The organism is Bacteroidales bacterium (assembly GCA_029210725.1).
Taxonomy (GTDB): Bacteria; Bacteroidota; Bacteroidia; order Bacteroidales.
The window spans coordinates 1-15,415 of record JARGFM010000046.1; the positions used below are offsets into that span (position 1 = coordinate 1).

The window sequence follows — 15,415 nt, forward strand, 5'->3', positions numbered from 1 at the left end:
GGGGAAGGTAGGCATCAATCCCCTGGTCGGTCAGACCTTTCAGAACCCGCTTTTCAAACCTGGGCCGCGTGTAAACAGCGTACCACTTGGTGGCCAGTTCTTTACCTTTCTCCGTTATCACTATACCATCGTCCCGCGTGGTCTCCATCGCACATCCTCCTTCAGATTAGGGTTAAGCATTCAAATTTATTAAATATAACGATTCCTTATCGGGTTGATTTTATTTTTCCTTGGTTTTAATTAACATCGAATGATTAGCTTTATTGCCAGATTTCAAAAGCATGAAAATAATCTCCGTTGTGGGCGCCAGGCCCAACTTTATGAAAATAGCCCCGTTTATCAGGGCCATTGAAAAGTATAATGCAGGTAGCGGCGAGCAGGTGGAACATGTTCTGGTTCATACGGGGCAGCATTATGACTACCAGATGTCGCAGACTTTTTTTGATTCGTTGGGGATACCACCGGCTGATATTCACCTGGAGGTAGGGTCGGGGAGTCATGCCGAACAGGTGGGAAATACCATGATTGCCTTTGAAAAGGTGGTGATGGAAGAGCAACCCGACTGGGTAGTGGTAGTTGGTGATGTGAATGCCACCCTGGCCTGCTCGGTGACTGCTAAAAAGCTGCATGTAAAGTGTTGTCATATTGAGGCGGGACTGCGTTCGGGCGATGAGCGGATGCCCGAGGAGATCAACCGGCTGGTGACCGACCGGCTTTCTGATCTCTTGCTGACTCCCGATACGCTGTCCATTGAGAATCTGAAAAAAGAAGGGGTTGAGGATGCGAAGATTGGATTTGTGGGGAATATTATGATTGATACCCTGGAGGCGCAGAGGGAGAAAGCGGCAGCGCTAAAGATTCAGGATATTCTAAAAGAAAATTTACTTCTTGAGGGCACTGATTTGCCTGAGGTGGAGGATGAGCATTATGCCGTTATGACTCTCCACCGGCCATCCAATGTGGATCATAAAGAAATCTTTACGGCTCTGGTGAATTTCCTCACCGATGAAGTGGCTTTTGATATGCCCTTATTGTGGCCCATCCATCCCCGTGCCCGTAAGCAGCTGGAATTGTTTGGCCTGTGGGAGCAGGTGGTCCGTACCCCCAACCTGGTATTGATGCAGCCCATTGGCTACCACGATATGCTGCGGCTGAATATGACCGCCAAATTGTTTCTGACCGATAGCGGCGGATTGCAGGAGGAGTGCACGGTGCTGGGAACGCCCTGTCTGACCATGCGCTGGAACACCGAAAGGCCGGTGACACTTCAGGAGCATGGTGGCGCCTCAGTGCTTGTTGGAAACAACGTGGAGCGTATCCGGGAAGAGTATCGCAAAGCCATGGTTATGAAACGTAAAGCAGTACGACCCGAGTTATGGGATGGTAAAACGGCTGAACGTTGCCTGGAGGCGATCATCAAAGCTACCTGATGAAAATTATTCTTACGAACTGGTTGGCGGGATTATACCTGCTGTTGCTTTTGGTGGGTGCGCTGATTCCCTTGGGCATGGGGTCCACGGCCCTTAGTAATAACTATACCCTGCATGTCCGGGCCGATTACCTGCTGCATGCCCTCTTTTACATTCCTTTGCCGGCCATTCTGCTGTTGAGCCGCTGGGGCAGGAAAGCCGGATGGATTCTGGTCATCGTGCTTTCCATGTTGGTGGTGGTGCTTTTTGAGACGGTGCAGCTGCTGGTTCCCTACCGGGCCTTCAATATCAACGATTTGCTTGCAAACGGTGTGGGGGTGCTGATCGGCTTGTTTTTGATGCTTCTTTTCCGGGCCAGGCTGTCACGGATTATTGCCTCTTTAGATTAAGAACCCGTTTCACTTCATTTTTCAGGTTCTGGCTAATCAGTTCGCTTAGCCAGAGGACTTTGTTATTATGCCATCGTTGGGGGTGAATGGTTAACATCAGGGTATCCGGCAGGGCCTTTTCATTCGCTGCCTTGATAATATCCCTGGTGGAATGGATCAAATTGCCTTTCTGCTGCAGGAGTTGGGTTTGTGTTTGATCCACCTTATCCCGGACGCTTACCCGCTGGCCATCCCATCGTCTTCCTGTATCGCTCAGGTACAGCACCCTGGAGAAGTCCATATCCAGGTAGGGTTCCCCCATGAGATCGAGTTCCTTGTAGTCAAAGCTTTTCCACAGGTCCCGGGAGTCGTGTTTCGAACGGGGACTGCCATGCATGCAGATGGTGGACACCGGCGCCAGTTGCCGGAGTTTTTCCAGATTGCGCTGAAAGGCTTCAAAGGCTTTTTCGCGATCTCCTTTATAAGTGCATAATTCCTCGTAGTGGTAGCCGATCTCGTGTCCCAAGTTTGAAATTTCTTTTATAATGGCTTCGTCCCAGCTGCAGGGTCTGGCCCGGAAGTTGTAGGTTCCCTTCAGTCCGAACTCCGATTCAATCTTTGCCAGTTCGAGGGAGTTTTGGGGTCTCTTATCCACATCATGCCTTAATACAATGCTCCTTTTGGCCGGCTGGGTCAGGTAATCCCCGAAGGTCTGAAAGCTGAAATCCTGCTCCATCAGGGTTTGGAGCAGTTGTATATAGGTATTTAGGGTAAAATCGGCCATATCAGGTTTTCTCAAAGATAGAGAATCTGCATTCTTTATTAATAGCACTTACGCCCGTTTTGTTCCCCTGCTTTTTTTATTTTTACAGGGAAGAAGGAAGCGCTGAGAATTTCAAACTGTTTTTTATGAAAAAGGAACTAAGCAACAAGTTGAACTCCTGCGCGGCTGTCCGTGGTGTCCTGGAAAAAAACCTGCACTTCAGCTACACCGATATCAAATATGGTCGTGACAGTGAAGCCCTGGAGAGAAGGGGAGGTGTGAAGAGTCAACGGGCGGCTGGCTTTATCAGGCTGGAAGAACTCTTCGGGGAGGCGGACCGGATCCTGTACTGCAAGATCCATCGTGGATTTGTAAATTGGCTTAAGACGGGTGCCAGCGGACTTCAGCGCTTCCCCAGCGGACATAAGTCGTGACCGAGTGAATAAAAGTCAGGTGTTAGTTTTCTATGTTGTTCAGAGCCAGCTGTATCTTATGTATGGTTTCGGAGCTGACACCAGTATCTTTTGCAATAGTGTTCCAGTTGGCAATTGCACTTCTTACTTCATCAATTATTTCCTTGCCATCTTTCAGGCCAAAGTGCCTGGCTAATTTCAGGAGATGCACTGTGCCCGGACATTGACTCTCGCCTGCTGTCATGGTACTGTGAAATCCGTACGAAGAGTAGGAAAATGTAAGGTCATAAGCCGGCGCGAGCTGCCATGCTCCCCGGGCATTCATCAGGAAAGAAACGTTTTTGCTGTGGTCATCCCGGTTATGACTGAATACGTTAAAGGCAGCCAGGCGAAATACCTTTCTGTATGCCTCCACATGTTTTTCCAGGCGAAACGCACAGTCCATCAGATGCCCGTAATCCATCGTACTTGCCCTGAAGTTGTCATGCATTAAGCCTGAAGCAGTATGAACATGCAGCCTGAGCTTACCTGCCCGAACTGCCATAAGGTGGTATGCATATTCAATTTTGGCGATTTCAGGATTGTCGGACGATGAGGGAAATTTAATTATCCAGGGCTCGAATCCCTCAGGAAGCTCTTTTTTTCCATGAAGGATCTCCCCCGTACCTGGATGATATGCAGTAAATATTTTCGGTCTGGCACCTCCCGAAGAGCCTCCAAGTTCAAATAGCTCCTCAATAATTTCGGAACCGGTCCCCTGCAGAATGTGATTCATTGCTCTGGCAATTTCATCTAATTCAATCTGCAATTCAGATCCCGTGGCAGCCGCATAATCAGGCTGGTATACAAGGGCGCCCATTCCTCCTGAACCAACAAATGCCAGGCGGTCGAGGGGAGTGATCTCCTGTATGTTTATTCCCCTGGAACTTAAAGTTCTGTCCAGCAGTAAGCGTCCCCAGCCATCGGGAAGCGAATCATTGAAAACCCCGAACAATCCGTCAAAAGGCTCTTTCTCACCTGGGATAATTATACCGGAAGTAGATTTTTTGTTCCGAGCGTATCAATTCACCAACTTCATGCCTTTGTCCCTCAATATTTAGTGAAACAAGTAGTTTGCCGACTGCCTTCATGGTCTTTATTTATTGGTGAAGAGCTTCTTAACTTCATCAAGATGATTGTCGCTTTGAAAGACGGTGTCAAAATCTTTAAGCCTCCCCGTTAAGTTGGCTAGTTTAAGAAGCGTTTCCAGGGCAATTTTACCAGTGTTTTCAAATCGCTTCAGACTACCCAGCGAAACGCCTGAGCGTTCGGCCATCTCTTTCTGGGAAAGACGAAGCTTTTTGCGTATCAATTGGTTATGTAAACAAAAATGTTTATATTTGCAGGCAAGAACCATGTATGCGATTGATAAAAATATGAACCTGATTAAAGGGATACATCCCGGGATTATCCTTGAAAGAGAGCTCAGGAAAAGGGGGCTTTCCAAAAGGTCTTTTGCCCTTTCGATAAATGAGTACCCTCAATTATTGGGGGATATTACCAAAGGGAAGAGAAAAATCAATCCTTCCTTATCTATTCGAATCGGTAAAGCACTGGGTTTGGATGAAAGTTTTTTCAGTATTCTCCAGACCTACCACGATATCAGGCAGGAAAAGAGAAAGCTGACAGGCCCGGTACATCCTGATCTTGAAAAATTCAGACCCGTTGTTTTTTGGGATACGGATATAAAAACCATTGACTGGGATAAAAATAAATCCAGCATTATCACCCGGATCCTGGAAAGGGGAAATGACCAGGAGATCCAGGAAATCATTCGCTTTTACGGGAAGAAAGATATTTCTTTAATGCTGAAACGTGTAAATAACCTTTCTCCGGCAGCAAAGAGGATTTATCGCTCATATGGACTTCCTGCTTCTAATGCCGCGTAAATTGTATCATGCCACTTAAGTTACATTACGAGACCGTAAGTCCGCTTCTGCGATCCATTCTGGAAATGCTGATGAAGGAAGATATGTTCCAGACTTTTCGCCTGGTTGGGGGCACCGGACTCAGTTTACAACTTGGGCATCGGGAATCGGTTGATATTGATCTGTTCACAGAAGTTGAATATGGAACAATCGATTTTGAGGCCATTAAAAACTACCTGAAAGGATAATTCTATTACCTCGAAACCTTTGATTTCGGAGCCATCGGTCATGGAAAATCTTACTTCGTGGGAGAATCAAAAGATCAGTGCATCAAACTGGATATTTGCTACACAGATCCTTTTATCAGGCCCATTCTGAATTTGGATGAAATCCGCTTTGCCGAAATAGATGACATTGTGGCTATGAAAATCGATGTGGTTGGGCGCGGTGGCCGGAAAAAGGACTTCTGGGATCTTCATGAATTGTTAAACGATTATACCATTAGCCAGATGCTCCAGCTTCACCAGGAACGTTATCCCTATACCCATGACAGAAAAGAAATCTTAAACAAATTCGGGAAATTTGAAAAAGCGGATGATGATTTTGATCCTGTCTGTTTAAGGGGGAAATATTGGGAACTAATTAAACTGGATATCGCAGAGGCTTTGGTTGATGTGGCCTAAATGCTGCGTTCGAATTTCCCGGCCAGTAAAAAATCAGAGCACTACATACCACCTGGCGCAGTCCCTGCATAAGTCTCTATCAAAATTTATTTGTGGATTATTTTGCCCGATCCGGCAACTTCATCCGCTTTAATCCATTTGTAGAAGTAAATGCCTTGACCAAGATCACTGAGATCGATCGTCAGAAACGGATCGCTGATCAGGACTTCTTTTACCAGTCTGCCTTCAGCACTAAAAAATCTCAGTAAAGAATTAATATGCAGCGGGTGAGTGATGCTGATTTGAACCAGGCCGCTGGTTGGATTTGGATATAGCTGTATATTTTCCTTGCCTGTATCATTTGTTTTGATGCCAGATTGAGTTACTGTAATGATACAGTTCCAATAGGCCTCGCAGCCGATAGAATCTGTATATATCAATTCATAAAGGGTATTGGACAATGGTTTTGCCCAGGGTCTTTCAGAAGTCGAATCTGACAGGCTTTCCCCGGGAGTCCAAACATGCCGGAAAGGAGGGATCCCGCCGGTGATACAGTGGCCCAGTTGTACACTGTCTCCGGGATTGATCCAATGGAAACAATCTCCCGTACAAATGGTATACTGAGAGAACCGTACCCATACGGAATCCATGTCCGCGTTTTGATCTGCATCTGTGACAGTTAAAAAGAATTTTGCAGAATCTGTGAACGGACCGGTAAATACCGGATTAGGCACGGTTGTATCTTCCAGCAAAAAAGACGCATAAAACGTATGTCCGGCATAGTGGTATTCGGTCGACCAAGCATAGGTGTAAGGTTCAGTACCCCCATACGCAGATGGCTTTCCCCCAATGGACGCCTGTTCCCATTTGTAGTCGCAAAAAGCAGTATCATTTCCGGCATCGGCAATCAATTGTGAGCGGCAGGGGCGGGAGAGAAGAAGACCTGTTAGTAAAAGTGCAGTTACAAGTATCTGTTTCATAAATCAAATTTATGAAAACAATTTTGCGAAAAGCTCTGACGCATTTAAGGCGCCACAAAGTTGATGGGGAAGTTAAAGAGTACCTTGACGGCTTTGCCTTTTTGTTTTCCCGGGGTCCATTGGGGGGAGGACATGACCACCCGGACAGCTTCTTCATCCAGGAAGTCATTGACCCCCCGCACCACCACTGCATCCACCACATTCCCTTCGCTGTCTACGGCGAACTGGACGATCACCCGGCCGCTGATTTTATTCTGGGCGGCAACTTCGGGATATTGAAGGTTCTGAGCAACGTAGCTGCGAAACTCCGTAGCCGGATCGCCCCCGTTGAATTTGGGCATTTCTTCCACAATATAGAAGACTTCTTCATCTACAAAGACTTCAGGTTCCGGAACAACTGCTTCGGTTTCAGGTTCCATTACTTCCGGTAGGAGTTCCTGCTCATTGCAGGCAAACAGGAAGGTAAGGCAGGCAAGTGCGGGGAGCAGGGCAAGGGGTTTTAGCCTGGCCATCAGGCCGGATTTTTTCTTACACATCATGGCGATTCTGTTTTTTATGTTGGAGTTAAAACTGTGGCTGACTGCCACGGGCATAAAGCCTGAAATCTGGTTCAGCAGCAGCGACTGATAGGGGGCCGGACCGGATGCTTCGTTCAGCGCGCCCTCATCGGCCAGGTATTCGTGGGTGCTTTTCAGGGCCTTCCTGGTAAACCACATGAAGGGATTGAACCAGAAAAGGGCCAGGAAGATCTCGAGGAAGAGGATATCCAGGGTATGCAGTTGCCGGATGTGCGTGATCTCATGGTTGAGGATGTGCCTTTCTTCGGCCTCTGCCAGTCCTGTTTTATTTAAATAAACGGTTTTGAAGAAGGAGAAGGGAGCGATTTCCCGCTGCAGGTAGGCAACCGAGTATCCCTGGTGCCGGACGATGTTTCCGCTTCTTTTCAATAGCTGTATCCGGATGACTCCGATCAGGGTCCGGAGCAGTAGCAGGCCGGCTCCTGTGAGGTAGACGGAAAGTATCAGCCCGGGCCAGTTCCATGCTGCTGCCCTGGCAACTGTCGTTTCTTTAACGCCTGACAATTCAGGCAGGTTGATCGCATTGGCCACCTGCGGGATCAGGCAGGAAACGACCACCATTCCAAGCAGGTAGATCCGGTTGAACCGGAAATAGGTTTCCTTGCGAAGGACCATCCAGTACAGGGCGAACAGGACCGCCAGGCAGATGCCTGATTCAAATACATAGGTTAGCAGTTCTTTCATCGGATGTGGGTTTATCCATGACATTATTTTTGATCGTTCTTCTGATCATTCTTCTGATCATTCTTCTGATCATTCTTCTGATCATTCTTCTGATCGTTCTTCTGATCGTTCTTCTGATCGTTCTTCTGATCGTTCTTCTGATCGTTCTTCTGATCCTTTGTATCCCTGTTATTTTCCCGGGCGATCAGCTTGCTTAGTTCCTCCAGTTCCTCCGGCCTGACCTTTTCTTCTTTGACCAGGAAGGAGACAACGCTCTCAATAGAGTTATCGAAATACTGTGAAAGCAGGCCCTTGAACTTACTTCTCCGGTATTCCGCTTTGGATATAAGCGGGAAATACTCATGTGTTTTCCCGTATGGTTTGTGACTGACAAAGCCTTTCCGTTCGAGGATCCTAACGATGGAGGCCACGGTGGTATAGGGCTGGCCCGAATTGGGAAGTTTGTTCATGATATCCCTCACCAGGGCCCTCTCCAGCTCCCAGATTACCTGCATGACCTCCTCTTCTTTGCTTGTTAATTGTTCCATAAAACAAGTTTATTACTTTTTTTTCAGTAATACTACGGATTAATCAGATATATTACTGATAAATACGTAATAAAGAACAATTCCAAATAATACGCATGCAAAATATCATTAAGCAATAAATTCAGAGCTTTTGAATTTACTGATCCATAAGGAGGGTTTTCTCATAAAAACAGGATTGCCCGATCATTAGTGCCTTGGCCTTTATCTCTTCAAGGAGGGTATTCGCTTATTCCGGCATCCCCGCTGTTTAACAGCGCCCTGGCAAAAATCAGCAGGAAGAGCTCTTCCTGGAGGCGGACCGGATCCTTTACTGCAAGATCCATCGCGAATCTGTAAATTGGCTTAAGACAGGCGCCAGCGGACTTCAGCTTTCTCCCAGCGGACATAAGTCCAACCCGAGCGAATAAAAGTCCGGTGTTAGCTTTCTATGTTGTTCAGAGCTAGTGTGTAAAAGTTAGATCCGTGTATTCATTTAACATTATGAAGAGGACAAACGTTATAAATAAACCTGTAGGTTGATTTTATCGAAATAGTTTCTATATTTGGTGACTATTTGTTTGCCGTAAAATATGCAGGTGAAACACAAGATGTGTTCTCCAGGTTATTTGAGAACTGGCAGGAGTATTTAGACCTTTGCACAACCTGCAGATCATGCAGTAACATGAAGAAAGAGCAAAGCCAGTGCATCTTGGTTAAGAAATGGTGTCGGCACTATCTGCTTAGCAAGGGAATTGCAGACATAGATGGATTAATCGAAGAAATGGAAAGTTAGTTGTTATGGGAACAACAAAGGAAAATTTTGACAGACTTACATCAGGCCAAACATCCGCTTGGCTGGAGGAAGCTAAAGCACGAAAGACCAATGCAAATTGGACAAAGCGATCTTTCGAAATATCATTGCGAATACTTCGTGAAATACGTGCGCAAAAGGTCACTAATGGGATGACGCAGAAAAAACTGGCTGCAATGATGGGCGTTACTCCCCAGTATATCAATAAAGTAGTTAAAGGCAAAGAAAACCTTACCCTCGAAACCATTTCAAAGATTGAACAAGTGCTTGGTATTACTCTGATAGAAGTGCCCTCATAGGCTTTGTGTTAAGCAAAATTACCACGGAGCAATTTGCTGCAATTGAGGATAACCTGATAAATGTTTCGAATGTTCAGATCCAGGTGAATTTCAGGTTTGCTGCTGATGTTGGGACAGCCCGGGGTATCTTGCACGCCAAGACAGAGAACACACCTTTTAACAAGTATCATTTACCTACGATCAATCTGGAGGATATGATAAAGAAAGACAGTGTTTTTCAATTTAAAGATGCTGTCGTTAGTAGCCGGGACCACTGACAACCCCTTCATCGCAGAGATATTTTTAAAAGACAATTGCGGAGAAGGGCTAATCATCTTGAAGCTTATTGCAGATGGAGACAGGTGGATGGATATGCTTAAGAGCCGTGTTAAAACAGCACACACCTGTAAGGAGGAGACTGCGCACGAAATTTTTAAGAAGATTCTTAAGGAATACCATCCCGCATTCCTCCAGTTTCAAAGAGTGATGGAAGGGAATTATGTTTCACCTTATTGAAAACCGGGATTTAACTGAACATATTGTAGGCTTCCCTTTTTGGCTACGCTTGTTTCTCCAGGTAGGCCTGATACATAAAATCCAGGCCCTGATTGAGTTCAATGGAGTGTTTGTAGCGCTGTGGCATCATCAGATCCAAAATTAGCCAAATTCTCAGAAGGCGGAAGACTACTCCCTTCTATTCTGATAGTATCCGGTATAACTCCTGATTCAAATAGTAGTGATGCCCTGCGATTTCTTTCTTTTCTAACACCTGCATTTCACATAAACTGTTTAAATATTCCCTGGCCGTGTTTTCAGCGTAGATCTTTGAGTCAACCAGGTGCTTTACTTTTGTGAATGGTTGTGTAAAGAGGAATTCTATAAGATTTTCAGGCCTTCTGAATTTTCGATCAGTCTTTTTAATATAGTCCAGAACAGAGTCTTTCGCCTGAACAATATCATTGATCTTGTGCAAGGTAATACTTGCTGTACTTTCAACAGCCCTAAGCATAAACAGGATCCAGTCTTTCCAGTTACCTCTTTGAGAAACACCCATCATTGTAAAATAGTAGTCTTCCTTATGCTCAAGAATATACCGGCTGAGGAACAGTATAGGAACATCCAGTAATCCTTTGTTTGTCAGGTAATGGATGTTAAATACACGACCGGTTCTTCCGTTTCCGTCACGGAAGGGATGAATGGCTTCAAACTGAAAATGTGAAATAGCCATTTTTATGAGATGATCGATTGGGTATTGCTCATCATTGTTCAGAAATTCAACAAGATTATTCAACTTATTTCGAATGACAGACGACCCTCTTGGTGGTGTATATATAACCTGACCTGCATTTGTTTGTGAACCTCCTTGTTTAATAGTAGTATTCAGGAATTCAGGCCGGATTCCTTCAGTTGTCTGTTGTATTTCCTGAAAAACCCGGATGAAGTAGTCCTGATCGAATACCTTAGACTCCAGTAAATAATGATAGCCTGACCAAAGTGCTTCCCGGTATCTTAACACCTCTTTGGAGGCACCGCTTGTTTCCACTTTCTGATCGCTATATGCTTTGTATAACTCATCATTAGTTGTGAAAATATTCTCAATTTCACTTGAGCTTTTGGCTTCCTGCAGGCTGATCGAGTTTATTAATAGTCCCTGATTAGGAATCACTGCACTGCGACCATGAAGCCTTGCCAATGCAGCTTTGGCATGGCCAAGTTGTTCCATCACCTCGACAGTCCGATAGAGTTCCTCCCGGACAGGTAACAGGGGCAGATCATTCCACGGAATAGTGCGATCAGGATTCACCGGATATAATAATTCAGACATTAATAAATACGAATTTTAATGTATACTCGATTTTTAACCTTAAATATAAGTGTTTTTTCTTACTAAACATTAATTATTGGGATTTTTAATGTGCTTCTGCTCTTTTCGCCCGGGCCCGATCTCATCCATGACCTGAACCAGACCTACTATTTTTTTGGATGAAACGATCTGAAAGTTTTTGCGGTTTTTATCGGTATTATGGCCGATAAATGGAATTTAAGGTTGTTGGATCATCATCTAAAAAGAAGCTAATAAGTGTTATTATAATATCCAAAAGATATAACTACAGGTCATTATACTTCAGTGAAATTACGAAGAAGGATTAATGATCTTGAAGCTGATTTCCTTGTAAGTTTGTACAACATCAAGGGAAATCCTTGTAAAATAGAATTAAAAAATGAGTGATAAGGATATCAGGTGGGAACAACGGTTCTCCAATTTCAACAAAGCGTTAAAAAAGCTCACAGATGCGGTAGGATATATAGATACGGACTTTGAGAATGCTGATGTTGTTCTTGAGGAGATTATCATGGAAGGGTTCATTCATCGTTTTGAATATACCTTTGAGCTGGCCTGGAACGTAATGAAAGATTATGCCCTGTATCAGGGCAATTCGGATATTGGAGGCTCGCGTGACGCAATCAGATATGCTTTTTCAACAAAGCTTATTGCAGATGGAGACAGGTGGATGGATATGCTTAAGAGCCGTGTTAAAACAGCACACACCTGTAACGAGGAGACTGCGCACGAAATTTTTAAGAAGATTCTTGAGGAATACCATCCCGCATTCCTCCAGTTTCAAAGAGTGATGGAAGGGAAATATGTTTCACCTTATTGAAAACCGGGATTTAACTGAACATATTGTAAGCTTCCCCTTTTTAGCTACGCTTGTTTCTCCAGGTAGGCCTGATACATGAAATCCAGGCCCTGAGTGAGTTCGATGGAGTGTTTGAAGCCCAGGCCATGGAGCAGGTCCACGTTGGTGAGCTTACGTTTGGTGCCATCGGGTTTTTCGCTGTTAAAACAGAGCTCTCCCCGGAAGTTCAGGGTGTTCTTGATCTTTTCCGCCAGGTCTTTGATGGAGATCTCCTGGCCGGTTCCGATATTGACAAAGTGGATTTTCCGGGGATCTTTGGGATCCGTGGGGGTGGGGGTGAAGGCATTGATCTGACCGATATTCACCTTCTCCATCATAAATACGCAGGCAGCGGCCATATCTTCGGAGTACATAAATTCCCGCAGGGGTGTACCGCTGCCCCAGATCTCCACGTTTACCTGCTTGTTTTTTTTACGAATGCCGTATTTGTCCAGGATGTTCAGGATTTCGTGCTCCTGCCTGCTTCCGTCGATTCCTTCGATGGGATAGGTGTTCAGGTCTTTCCGGATCGCTTCCCAGTCCTTGTTTTCCAGGCATTTTCCCAGGTGGATCTTTCTGAGCAGGGCAGGGAGGACGTGGGATTTTTCCAGGTCGAAGTTGTCGTTGGGACCGTAGAGATTGGTGGGCATCACGGCTATAAAGTTGGTGCCGTACTGGATGTTGTACGATTCGCAGAGCTTCATGCCGGCGATCTTGGCGATGGCATAGGGCTCGTTGGTGTATTCGAGGGGACCGCTTAGCAGATATTCCTCTTTCATGGGCTGGGGCGCCTCCCGGGGATAAATGCAGGTGGAGCCCAGGAACAGGAGCTTCTTGGTGCCATTCAGCCAGGCCTGATGGATCACATTGTTCTGGATCATCAGGTTCTGGTAGATAAACTCGCCCCGGTAGGTATTGTTGGCCACCACGCCTCCTACTTTGGCGGCGGCCAGGATCACGTATTCGGGTTTTTCTTTTTTGAAGAAGGCTTGTACTTCGGCCTGATTGCTCAGGTCCAGCTCGCTGAAATCGCGGGTAAGCAGATGGGTATATCCTTTCTCCTTCAGCGTTTTGGTAATGGCCGAACCCACCAGGCCGGTATGGCCTGCGACGTATATTTTAGCGTTCTTTTCCATGTTTTTTCTTTCTTACTCAAAATAATTGAGTGTTTTAAATCCGCCGGCTTTCAGGTAGCTTTCCTTTTTCATCAGGTTGATATCCGAGTGCATCATTTCTTCGATCAGGCCCTGCAGGTCGTATCTGGGTACCCAGCCCAGTTTTTTCCGGGCTTTACCGGCGTTTCCGATAAGAAGGTCCACTTCGCTGGGACGGTAATAGGCCGGGTCCACGGCCACCACGGCGGTGTTCGATTTGATTTTCTCTTTGATGCCCGGAATAAAGGTTTCGCCCACCATCTTTGAGAAACGGCTTTCATCCAGACTGACGATGGCTGCGCTTTCCTTTTCGCCTTCTCCGCTGAAGTTCAACTCCAGTCCGGTCTCCGCAAAGGCTTTTTTGATAAACGAGCGGACTTCCGTGGTAATTCCGGTGGCAATCACGTAGTCGTCCGGTTCGTCCTGCTGGAGGATCAGGTACATGGCTTCCACGTAGTCCTTGGCATGGCCCCAGTCGCGTTTGGCCGACATGTTCCCTACATAGAGTCTTTCCTGCATGCCCAGGGCGATCCGGGCGGTGGCCCGGGTGATTTTCCTGGTCACGAAGGTTTCCCCGCGTATGGGTGATTCATGGTTAAAGAGGATGCCGTTGCTGGCGTGCATGTTGTAGGCTTCGCGGTAGTTCACCGTGATCCAGTAGGCATAGAGCTTGGCCACGCCATAGGGGCTCCTGGGGTAGAAGGGGGTTTTTTCGTACTGGGGCACCTGTTGCACCAGTCCGTAGAGCTCGGAGGTACTGGCCTGGTAAATGCGGGTCTTTTCGATCATGTTCAGCAGCCTCACGGCCTCCAGGATGCGCAGGGTGCCCAGTCCGTCGGCATTGGCGGTATATTCAGGGGAATCAAAACTCACCTTTACATGGCTCATGGCCCCCAGGTTGTAGATCTCGTCGGGCTGCGTCTCCTGGATAATGCGGGTCAGGTTCATGGAGTCGGTCAGGTCGCCGTAATGCAGCACCAGGTTCCGGTCCTCCACATGGGGGTCCTGGTAAAGGTGGTCGATCCGTTCGGTATTAAAGCTCGAAGCCCGGCGTTTGATTCCGTGCACCGTGTAGCCTTTCTTCAATAAGTATTCGGTCATGTAGGCTCCGTCCTGACCGGTGATTCCGGTGATTAATGCGACTTTGGACATATTGTATCAGTTGATTTTTTCAATTAGTGAGGCATGCACTTCCACGGTCAGGTTCTGATCGATGCCCATGATCCTCACCAGCACTTTCTTTCGATTGCCCTCGGTGATCAGTTCGCCTTTCAGGCCTTTCAGGCTGCCCGCCGTGACCATCACCAGATCTCCCTTCCGCCTGCTCTCCCAGGTGGTCTCCACTTTTTCATTGCTGTCCACGATGATCTTCAGGTTGTTGATCTGTTCGGAGGGAATGCTGGCAGCTTTCCCCTCGAAGGTAATGTATTTAACAGCTCCGTGGGTGCGGAGGACCTGGTCGTAGTGTCTGCGGTCGATGTGGACAAATACATAAGAGCTGAACAGGGGGACCTCCACCATCTTCTTCCGGTCCGACCACTCCCGCATGGTCTTGATCAGGGGAAGGTAGGCCTCGATTCCCTGGTCGAGCAGTCCTTTCAGGACCTGCTTTTCGAACCTGGGCCGGGTGTAAACCGCATACCACTTGCTCTCCGGCTCCTTACTGTTCGCCTTTACCATAAATTCACCTTCCTGCCTGGCATCCATCTTAAGTCTTCCTTCCGTTTTGGGTTAAGCAGTTCAAATTTAACTTAAACTTGCATAAAACCATGCACTAGTGTCCGGTTAAGATTTACCTAATGGAATTTAATAAATTAATATACTGCATATTACAACGTTTTAAAAATTTTACGACTTGAAATTATACTTTTGCTCATTCCAATATTTGAGCGAGTATGTATACAGGGAAAACAGTCTTTGCACAGCTGATGAAGTTTATACCAGAATATGAGTTCCAGAAGTGTGTCGATGAATACAAGGGCGACTACCGAGTAAGGAAGTTTTCTTGTCGGGAGCATTTTCTGGTCATGAGTTTTGCTCAGCTCACTGGCCGGGAAAGCCTCCGTGACATTGAAAACTGCCTGACTGCATTCTCTGGCAAGTTGTATCATTCTGGGATCAGCCAGCCTGTTTCCAAATCGACTTTGGCTGATGCCAATGAAAAAAGAGACTGGCGCATCTATGCCGACTTTGCTCAGAT

General features: G+C 46.4%; 18 protein-coding genes and 1 pseudogene. 8 read left to right on the forward strand and 11 right to left on the reverse strand.

Annotated elements, in window-relative coordinates; translation table 11 throughout:
- Positions 1-148, reverse strand: a 148-nt coding sequence (locus P1P86_15805) for a transcription termination/antitermination NusG family protein (protein MDF1576651.1), incomplete at its 3' end; no start/stop codon positions are given.
- A gap of 133 nt (positions 149-281) precedes the next feature.
- Between P1P86_15805 and wecB the strand changes: the two genes are divergently transcribed.
- Together wecB and P1P86_15815 are read left to right on the forward strand one after the other, a co-directional pair.
- On the forward strand, positions 282-1,430 hold the full coding sequence (gene wecB, locus P1P86_15810) for a UDP-N-acetylglucosamine 2-epimerase (non-hydrolyzing) (GenBank protein MDF1576652.1): 1,149 nt from the start codon (positions 282-284) through the stop codon (positions 1,428-1,430).
- The gene (locus P1P86_15815) at positions 1,430-1,819 is read left to right on the forward strand and encodes a VanZ family protein (GenBank protein MDF1576653.1); all 390 of its coding nucleotides are present in this window, start codon (positions 1,430-1,432) and stop codon (positions 1,817-1,819) included. The genes wecB and P1P86_15815 overlap by 1 nt, the downstream gene beginning before the upstream one ends.
- On the opposite strand, the gene P1P86_15820 is transcribed toward P1P86_15815, so the two are convergent.
- A complete protein-coding gene (locus P1P86_15820; protein MDF1576654.1) occupies positions 1,800-2,597 on the reverse strand; it encodes a hypothetical protein in 798 nt (265 codons plus the stop codon). The two genes, P1P86_15815 and P1P86_15820, sit on opposite strands and share 20 nt — an antisense overlap.
- A gap of 110 nt (positions 2,598-2,707) precedes the next feature.
- Here P1P86_15820 and P1P86_15825 point away from each other — a divergent pair, with 110 nt between their 5' ends.
- Complete coding sequence (locus P1P86_15825; protein ID MDF1576655.1) at positions 2,708-2,995, forward strand: hypothetical protein; 288 nt, start codon at positions 2,708-2,710, stop codon at positions 2,993-2,995.
- Positions 2,996-3,017: 22 nt separating this feature from the next.
- On the opposite strand, the gene P1P86_15830 is transcribed toward P1P86_15825, so the two are convergent.
- On the reverse strand, positions 3,018-3,998 hold the full coding sequence (locus P1P86_15830) for a type II toxin-antitoxin system HipA family toxin (protein MDF1576656.1): 981 nt from the start codon (positions 3,996-3,998) through the stop codon (positions 3,018-3,020).
- A gap of 111 nt (positions 3,999-4,109) precedes the next feature.
- A complete protein-coding gene (locus P1P86_15835) occupies positions 4,110-4,325 on the reverse strand; it encodes a helix-turn-helix transcriptional regulator (GenBank protein ID MDF1576657.1) in 216 nt (71 codons plus the stop codon).
- Positions 4,326-4,389: 64 nt separating this feature from the next.
- Between P1P86_15835 and P1P86_15840 the strand changes: the two genes are divergently transcribed.
- On the forward strand, positions 4,390-4,902 hold the full coding sequence (locus P1P86_15840; GenBank protein MDF1576658.1) for a plasmid maintenance system antidote protein: 513 nt from the start codon (positions 4,390-4,392) through the stop codon (positions 4,900-4,902).
- A 71-nt stretch (positions 4,903-4,973) separates the two neighbouring features.
- Positions 4,974-5,564 (forward strand): annotated as a pseudogene (locus P1P86_15845) (nucleotidyl transferase AbiEii/AbiGii toxin family protein).
- An 86-nt stretch (positions 5,565-5,650) separates the two neighbouring features.
- Here the strand turns inward: P1P86_15845 and P1P86_15850 are convergent.
- From P1P86_15850 to P1P86_15860, 3 genes are read right to left on the reverse strand one after another with little or no spacing between them, the layout of a single operon-like run.
- Positions 5,651-6,523 carry a T9SS type A sorting domain-containing protein gene (locus P1P86_15850; protein MDF1576659.1) on the reverse strand — a complete coding sequence of 291 codons (873 nt, stop codon included), beginning with the start codon at positions 6,521-6,523 and terminating at the stop codon, positions 5,651-5,653.
- A 44-nt stretch (positions 6,524-6,567) separates the two neighbouring features.
- Positions 6,568-7,785, reverse strand: a complete 1,218-nt coding sequence (locus tag P1P86_15855; GenBank protein ID MDF1576660.1) for a M56 family metallopeptidase — start codon at positions 7,783-7,785, stop codon at positions 6,568-6,570.
- A 23-nt stretch (positions 7,786-7,808) separates the two neighbouring features.
- The gene (locus P1P86_15860) at positions 7,809-8,312 is read right to left on the reverse strand and encodes a BlaI/MecI/CopY family transcriptional regulator (GenBank protein MDF1576661.1); all 504 of its coding nucleotides are present in this window, start codon (positions 8,310-8,312) and stop codon (positions 7,809-7,811) included.
- Positions 8,313-9,089: 777 nt separating this feature from the next.
- On the opposite strand from P1P86_15860, the gene P1P86_15865 reads away from it, so the two are divergent.
- The gene (locus P1P86_15865) at positions 9,090-9,401 is read left to right on the forward strand and encodes a helix-turn-helix transcriptional regulator (protein MDF1576662.1); all 312 of its coding nucleotides are present in this window, start codon (positions 9,090-9,092) and stop codon (positions 9,399-9,401) included.
- Between the two features lie 673 nt (positions 9,402-10,074).
- Here the strand turns inward: P1P86_15865 and P1P86_15870 are convergent.
- Positions 10,075-11,205 (reverse strand): Fic/DOC family N-terminal domain-containing protein, encoded by a 1,131-nt coding sequence (locus tag P1P86_15870; protein ID MDF1576663.1) that lies wholly within the window; start codon positions 11,203-11,205, stop codon positions 10,075-10,077.
- A gap of 397 nt (positions 11,206-11,602) precedes the next feature.
- On the opposite strand from P1P86_15870, the gene P1P86_15875 reads away from it, so the two are divergent.
- A complete protein-coding gene (locus tag P1P86_15875) occupies positions 11,603-12,043 on the forward strand; it encodes a nucleotidyltransferase substrate binding protein (GenBank protein MDF1576664.1) in 441 nt (146 codons plus the stop codon).
- A 44-nt stretch (positions 12,044-12,087) separates the two neighbouring features.
- Here the strand turns inward: P1P86_15875 and P1P86_15880 are convergent, their stop codons facing one another.
- From P1P86_15880 to P1P86_15890, 3 genes are read right to left on the reverse strand one after another with little or no spacing between them, the layout of a single operon-like run.
- Entirely contained in the window at positions 12,088-13,197 is a 1,110-nt protein-coding gene (locus tag P1P86_15880) for a GDP-L-fucose synthase (GenBank protein ID MDF1576665.1), read from the reverse strand.
- Between the two features lie 12 nt (positions 13,198-13,209).
- On the reverse strand, positions 13,210-14,367 hold the full coding sequence (gmd, locus tag P1P86_15885) for a GDP-mannose 4,6-dehydratase (GenBank protein ID MDF1576666.1): 1,158 nt from the start codon (positions 14,365-14,367) through the stop codon (positions 13,210-13,212).
- Positions 14,368-14,373: 6 nt separating this feature from the next.
- Complete coding sequence (locus P1P86_15890; protein MDF1576667.1) at positions 14,374-14,922, reverse strand: UpxY family transcription antiterminator; 549 nt, start codon at positions 14,920-14,922, stop codon at positions 14,374-14,376.
- Between the two features lie 188 nt (positions 14,923-15,110).
- Here P1P86_15890 and P1P86_15895 point away from each other — a divergent pair.
- The coding region (locus P1P86_15895; GenBank protein ID MDF1576668.1) for a DUF4372 domain-containing protein at positions 15,111-15,415 on the forward strand (305 nt) is incomplete at its 3' end.

Bases quoted from the DNA above. Each gene is read 5' to 3' on its own strand.
- wecB (MDF1576652.1), top strand. From the start codon at position 282: ATGAAAATAATCTCCGTTGTGGGCGCCAGGCCCAACTTTATGAAAATA.
- P1P86_15815 (MDF1576653.1), top strand. From the start codon at position 1,430: ATGAAAATTATTCTTACGAACTGGTTGGCGGGATTATACCTGCTGTTG.
- P1P86_15825 (MDF1576655.1), top strand. From the start codon at position 2,708: ATGAAAAAGGAACTAAGCAACAAGTTGAACTCCTGCGCGGCTGTCCGT.
- P1P86_15840 (MDF1576658.1), top strand. From the start codon at position 4,390: ATGAACCTGATTAAAGGGATACATCCCGGGATTATCCTTGAAAGAGAG.
- P1P86_15850 (MDF1576659.1), bottom strand. From the start codon at position 6,523: ATGAAACAGATACTTGTAACTGCACTTTTACTAACAGGTCTTCTTCTC.
- P1P86_15855 (MDF1576660.1), bottom strand. From the start codon at position 7,785: ATGAAAGAACTGCTAACCTATGTATTTGAATCAGGCATCTGCCTGGCG.
- P1P86_15860 (MDF1576661.1), bottom strand. From the start codon at position 8,312: ATGGAACAATTAACAAGCAAAGAAGAGGAGGTCATGCAGGTAATCTGG.
- P1P86_15865 (MDF1576662.1), top strand. From the start codon at position 9,090: ATGGGAACAACAAAGGAAAATTTTGACAGACTTACATCAGGCCAAACA.
- P1P86_15870 (MDF1576663.1), bottom strand. From the start codon at position 11,205: ATGTCTGAATTATTATATCCGGTGAATCCTGATCGCACTATTCCGTGG.
- P1P86_15875 (MDF1576664.1), top strand. From the start codon at position 11,603: ATGAGTGATAAGGATATCAGGTGGGAACAACGGTTCTCCAATTTCAAC.
- P1P86_15880 (MDF1576665.1), bottom strand. From the start codon at position 13,197: ATGGAAAAGAACGCTAAAATATACGTCGCAGGCCATACCGGCCTGGTG.
- gmd (MDF1576666.1), bottom strand. From the start codon at position 14,367: ATGTCCAAAGTCGCATTAATCACCGGAATCACCGGTCAGGACGGAGCC.
- P1P86_15890 (MDF1576667.1), bottom strand. From the start codon at position 14,922: ATGGATGCCAGGCAGGAAGGTGAATTTATGGTAAAGGCGAACAGTAAG.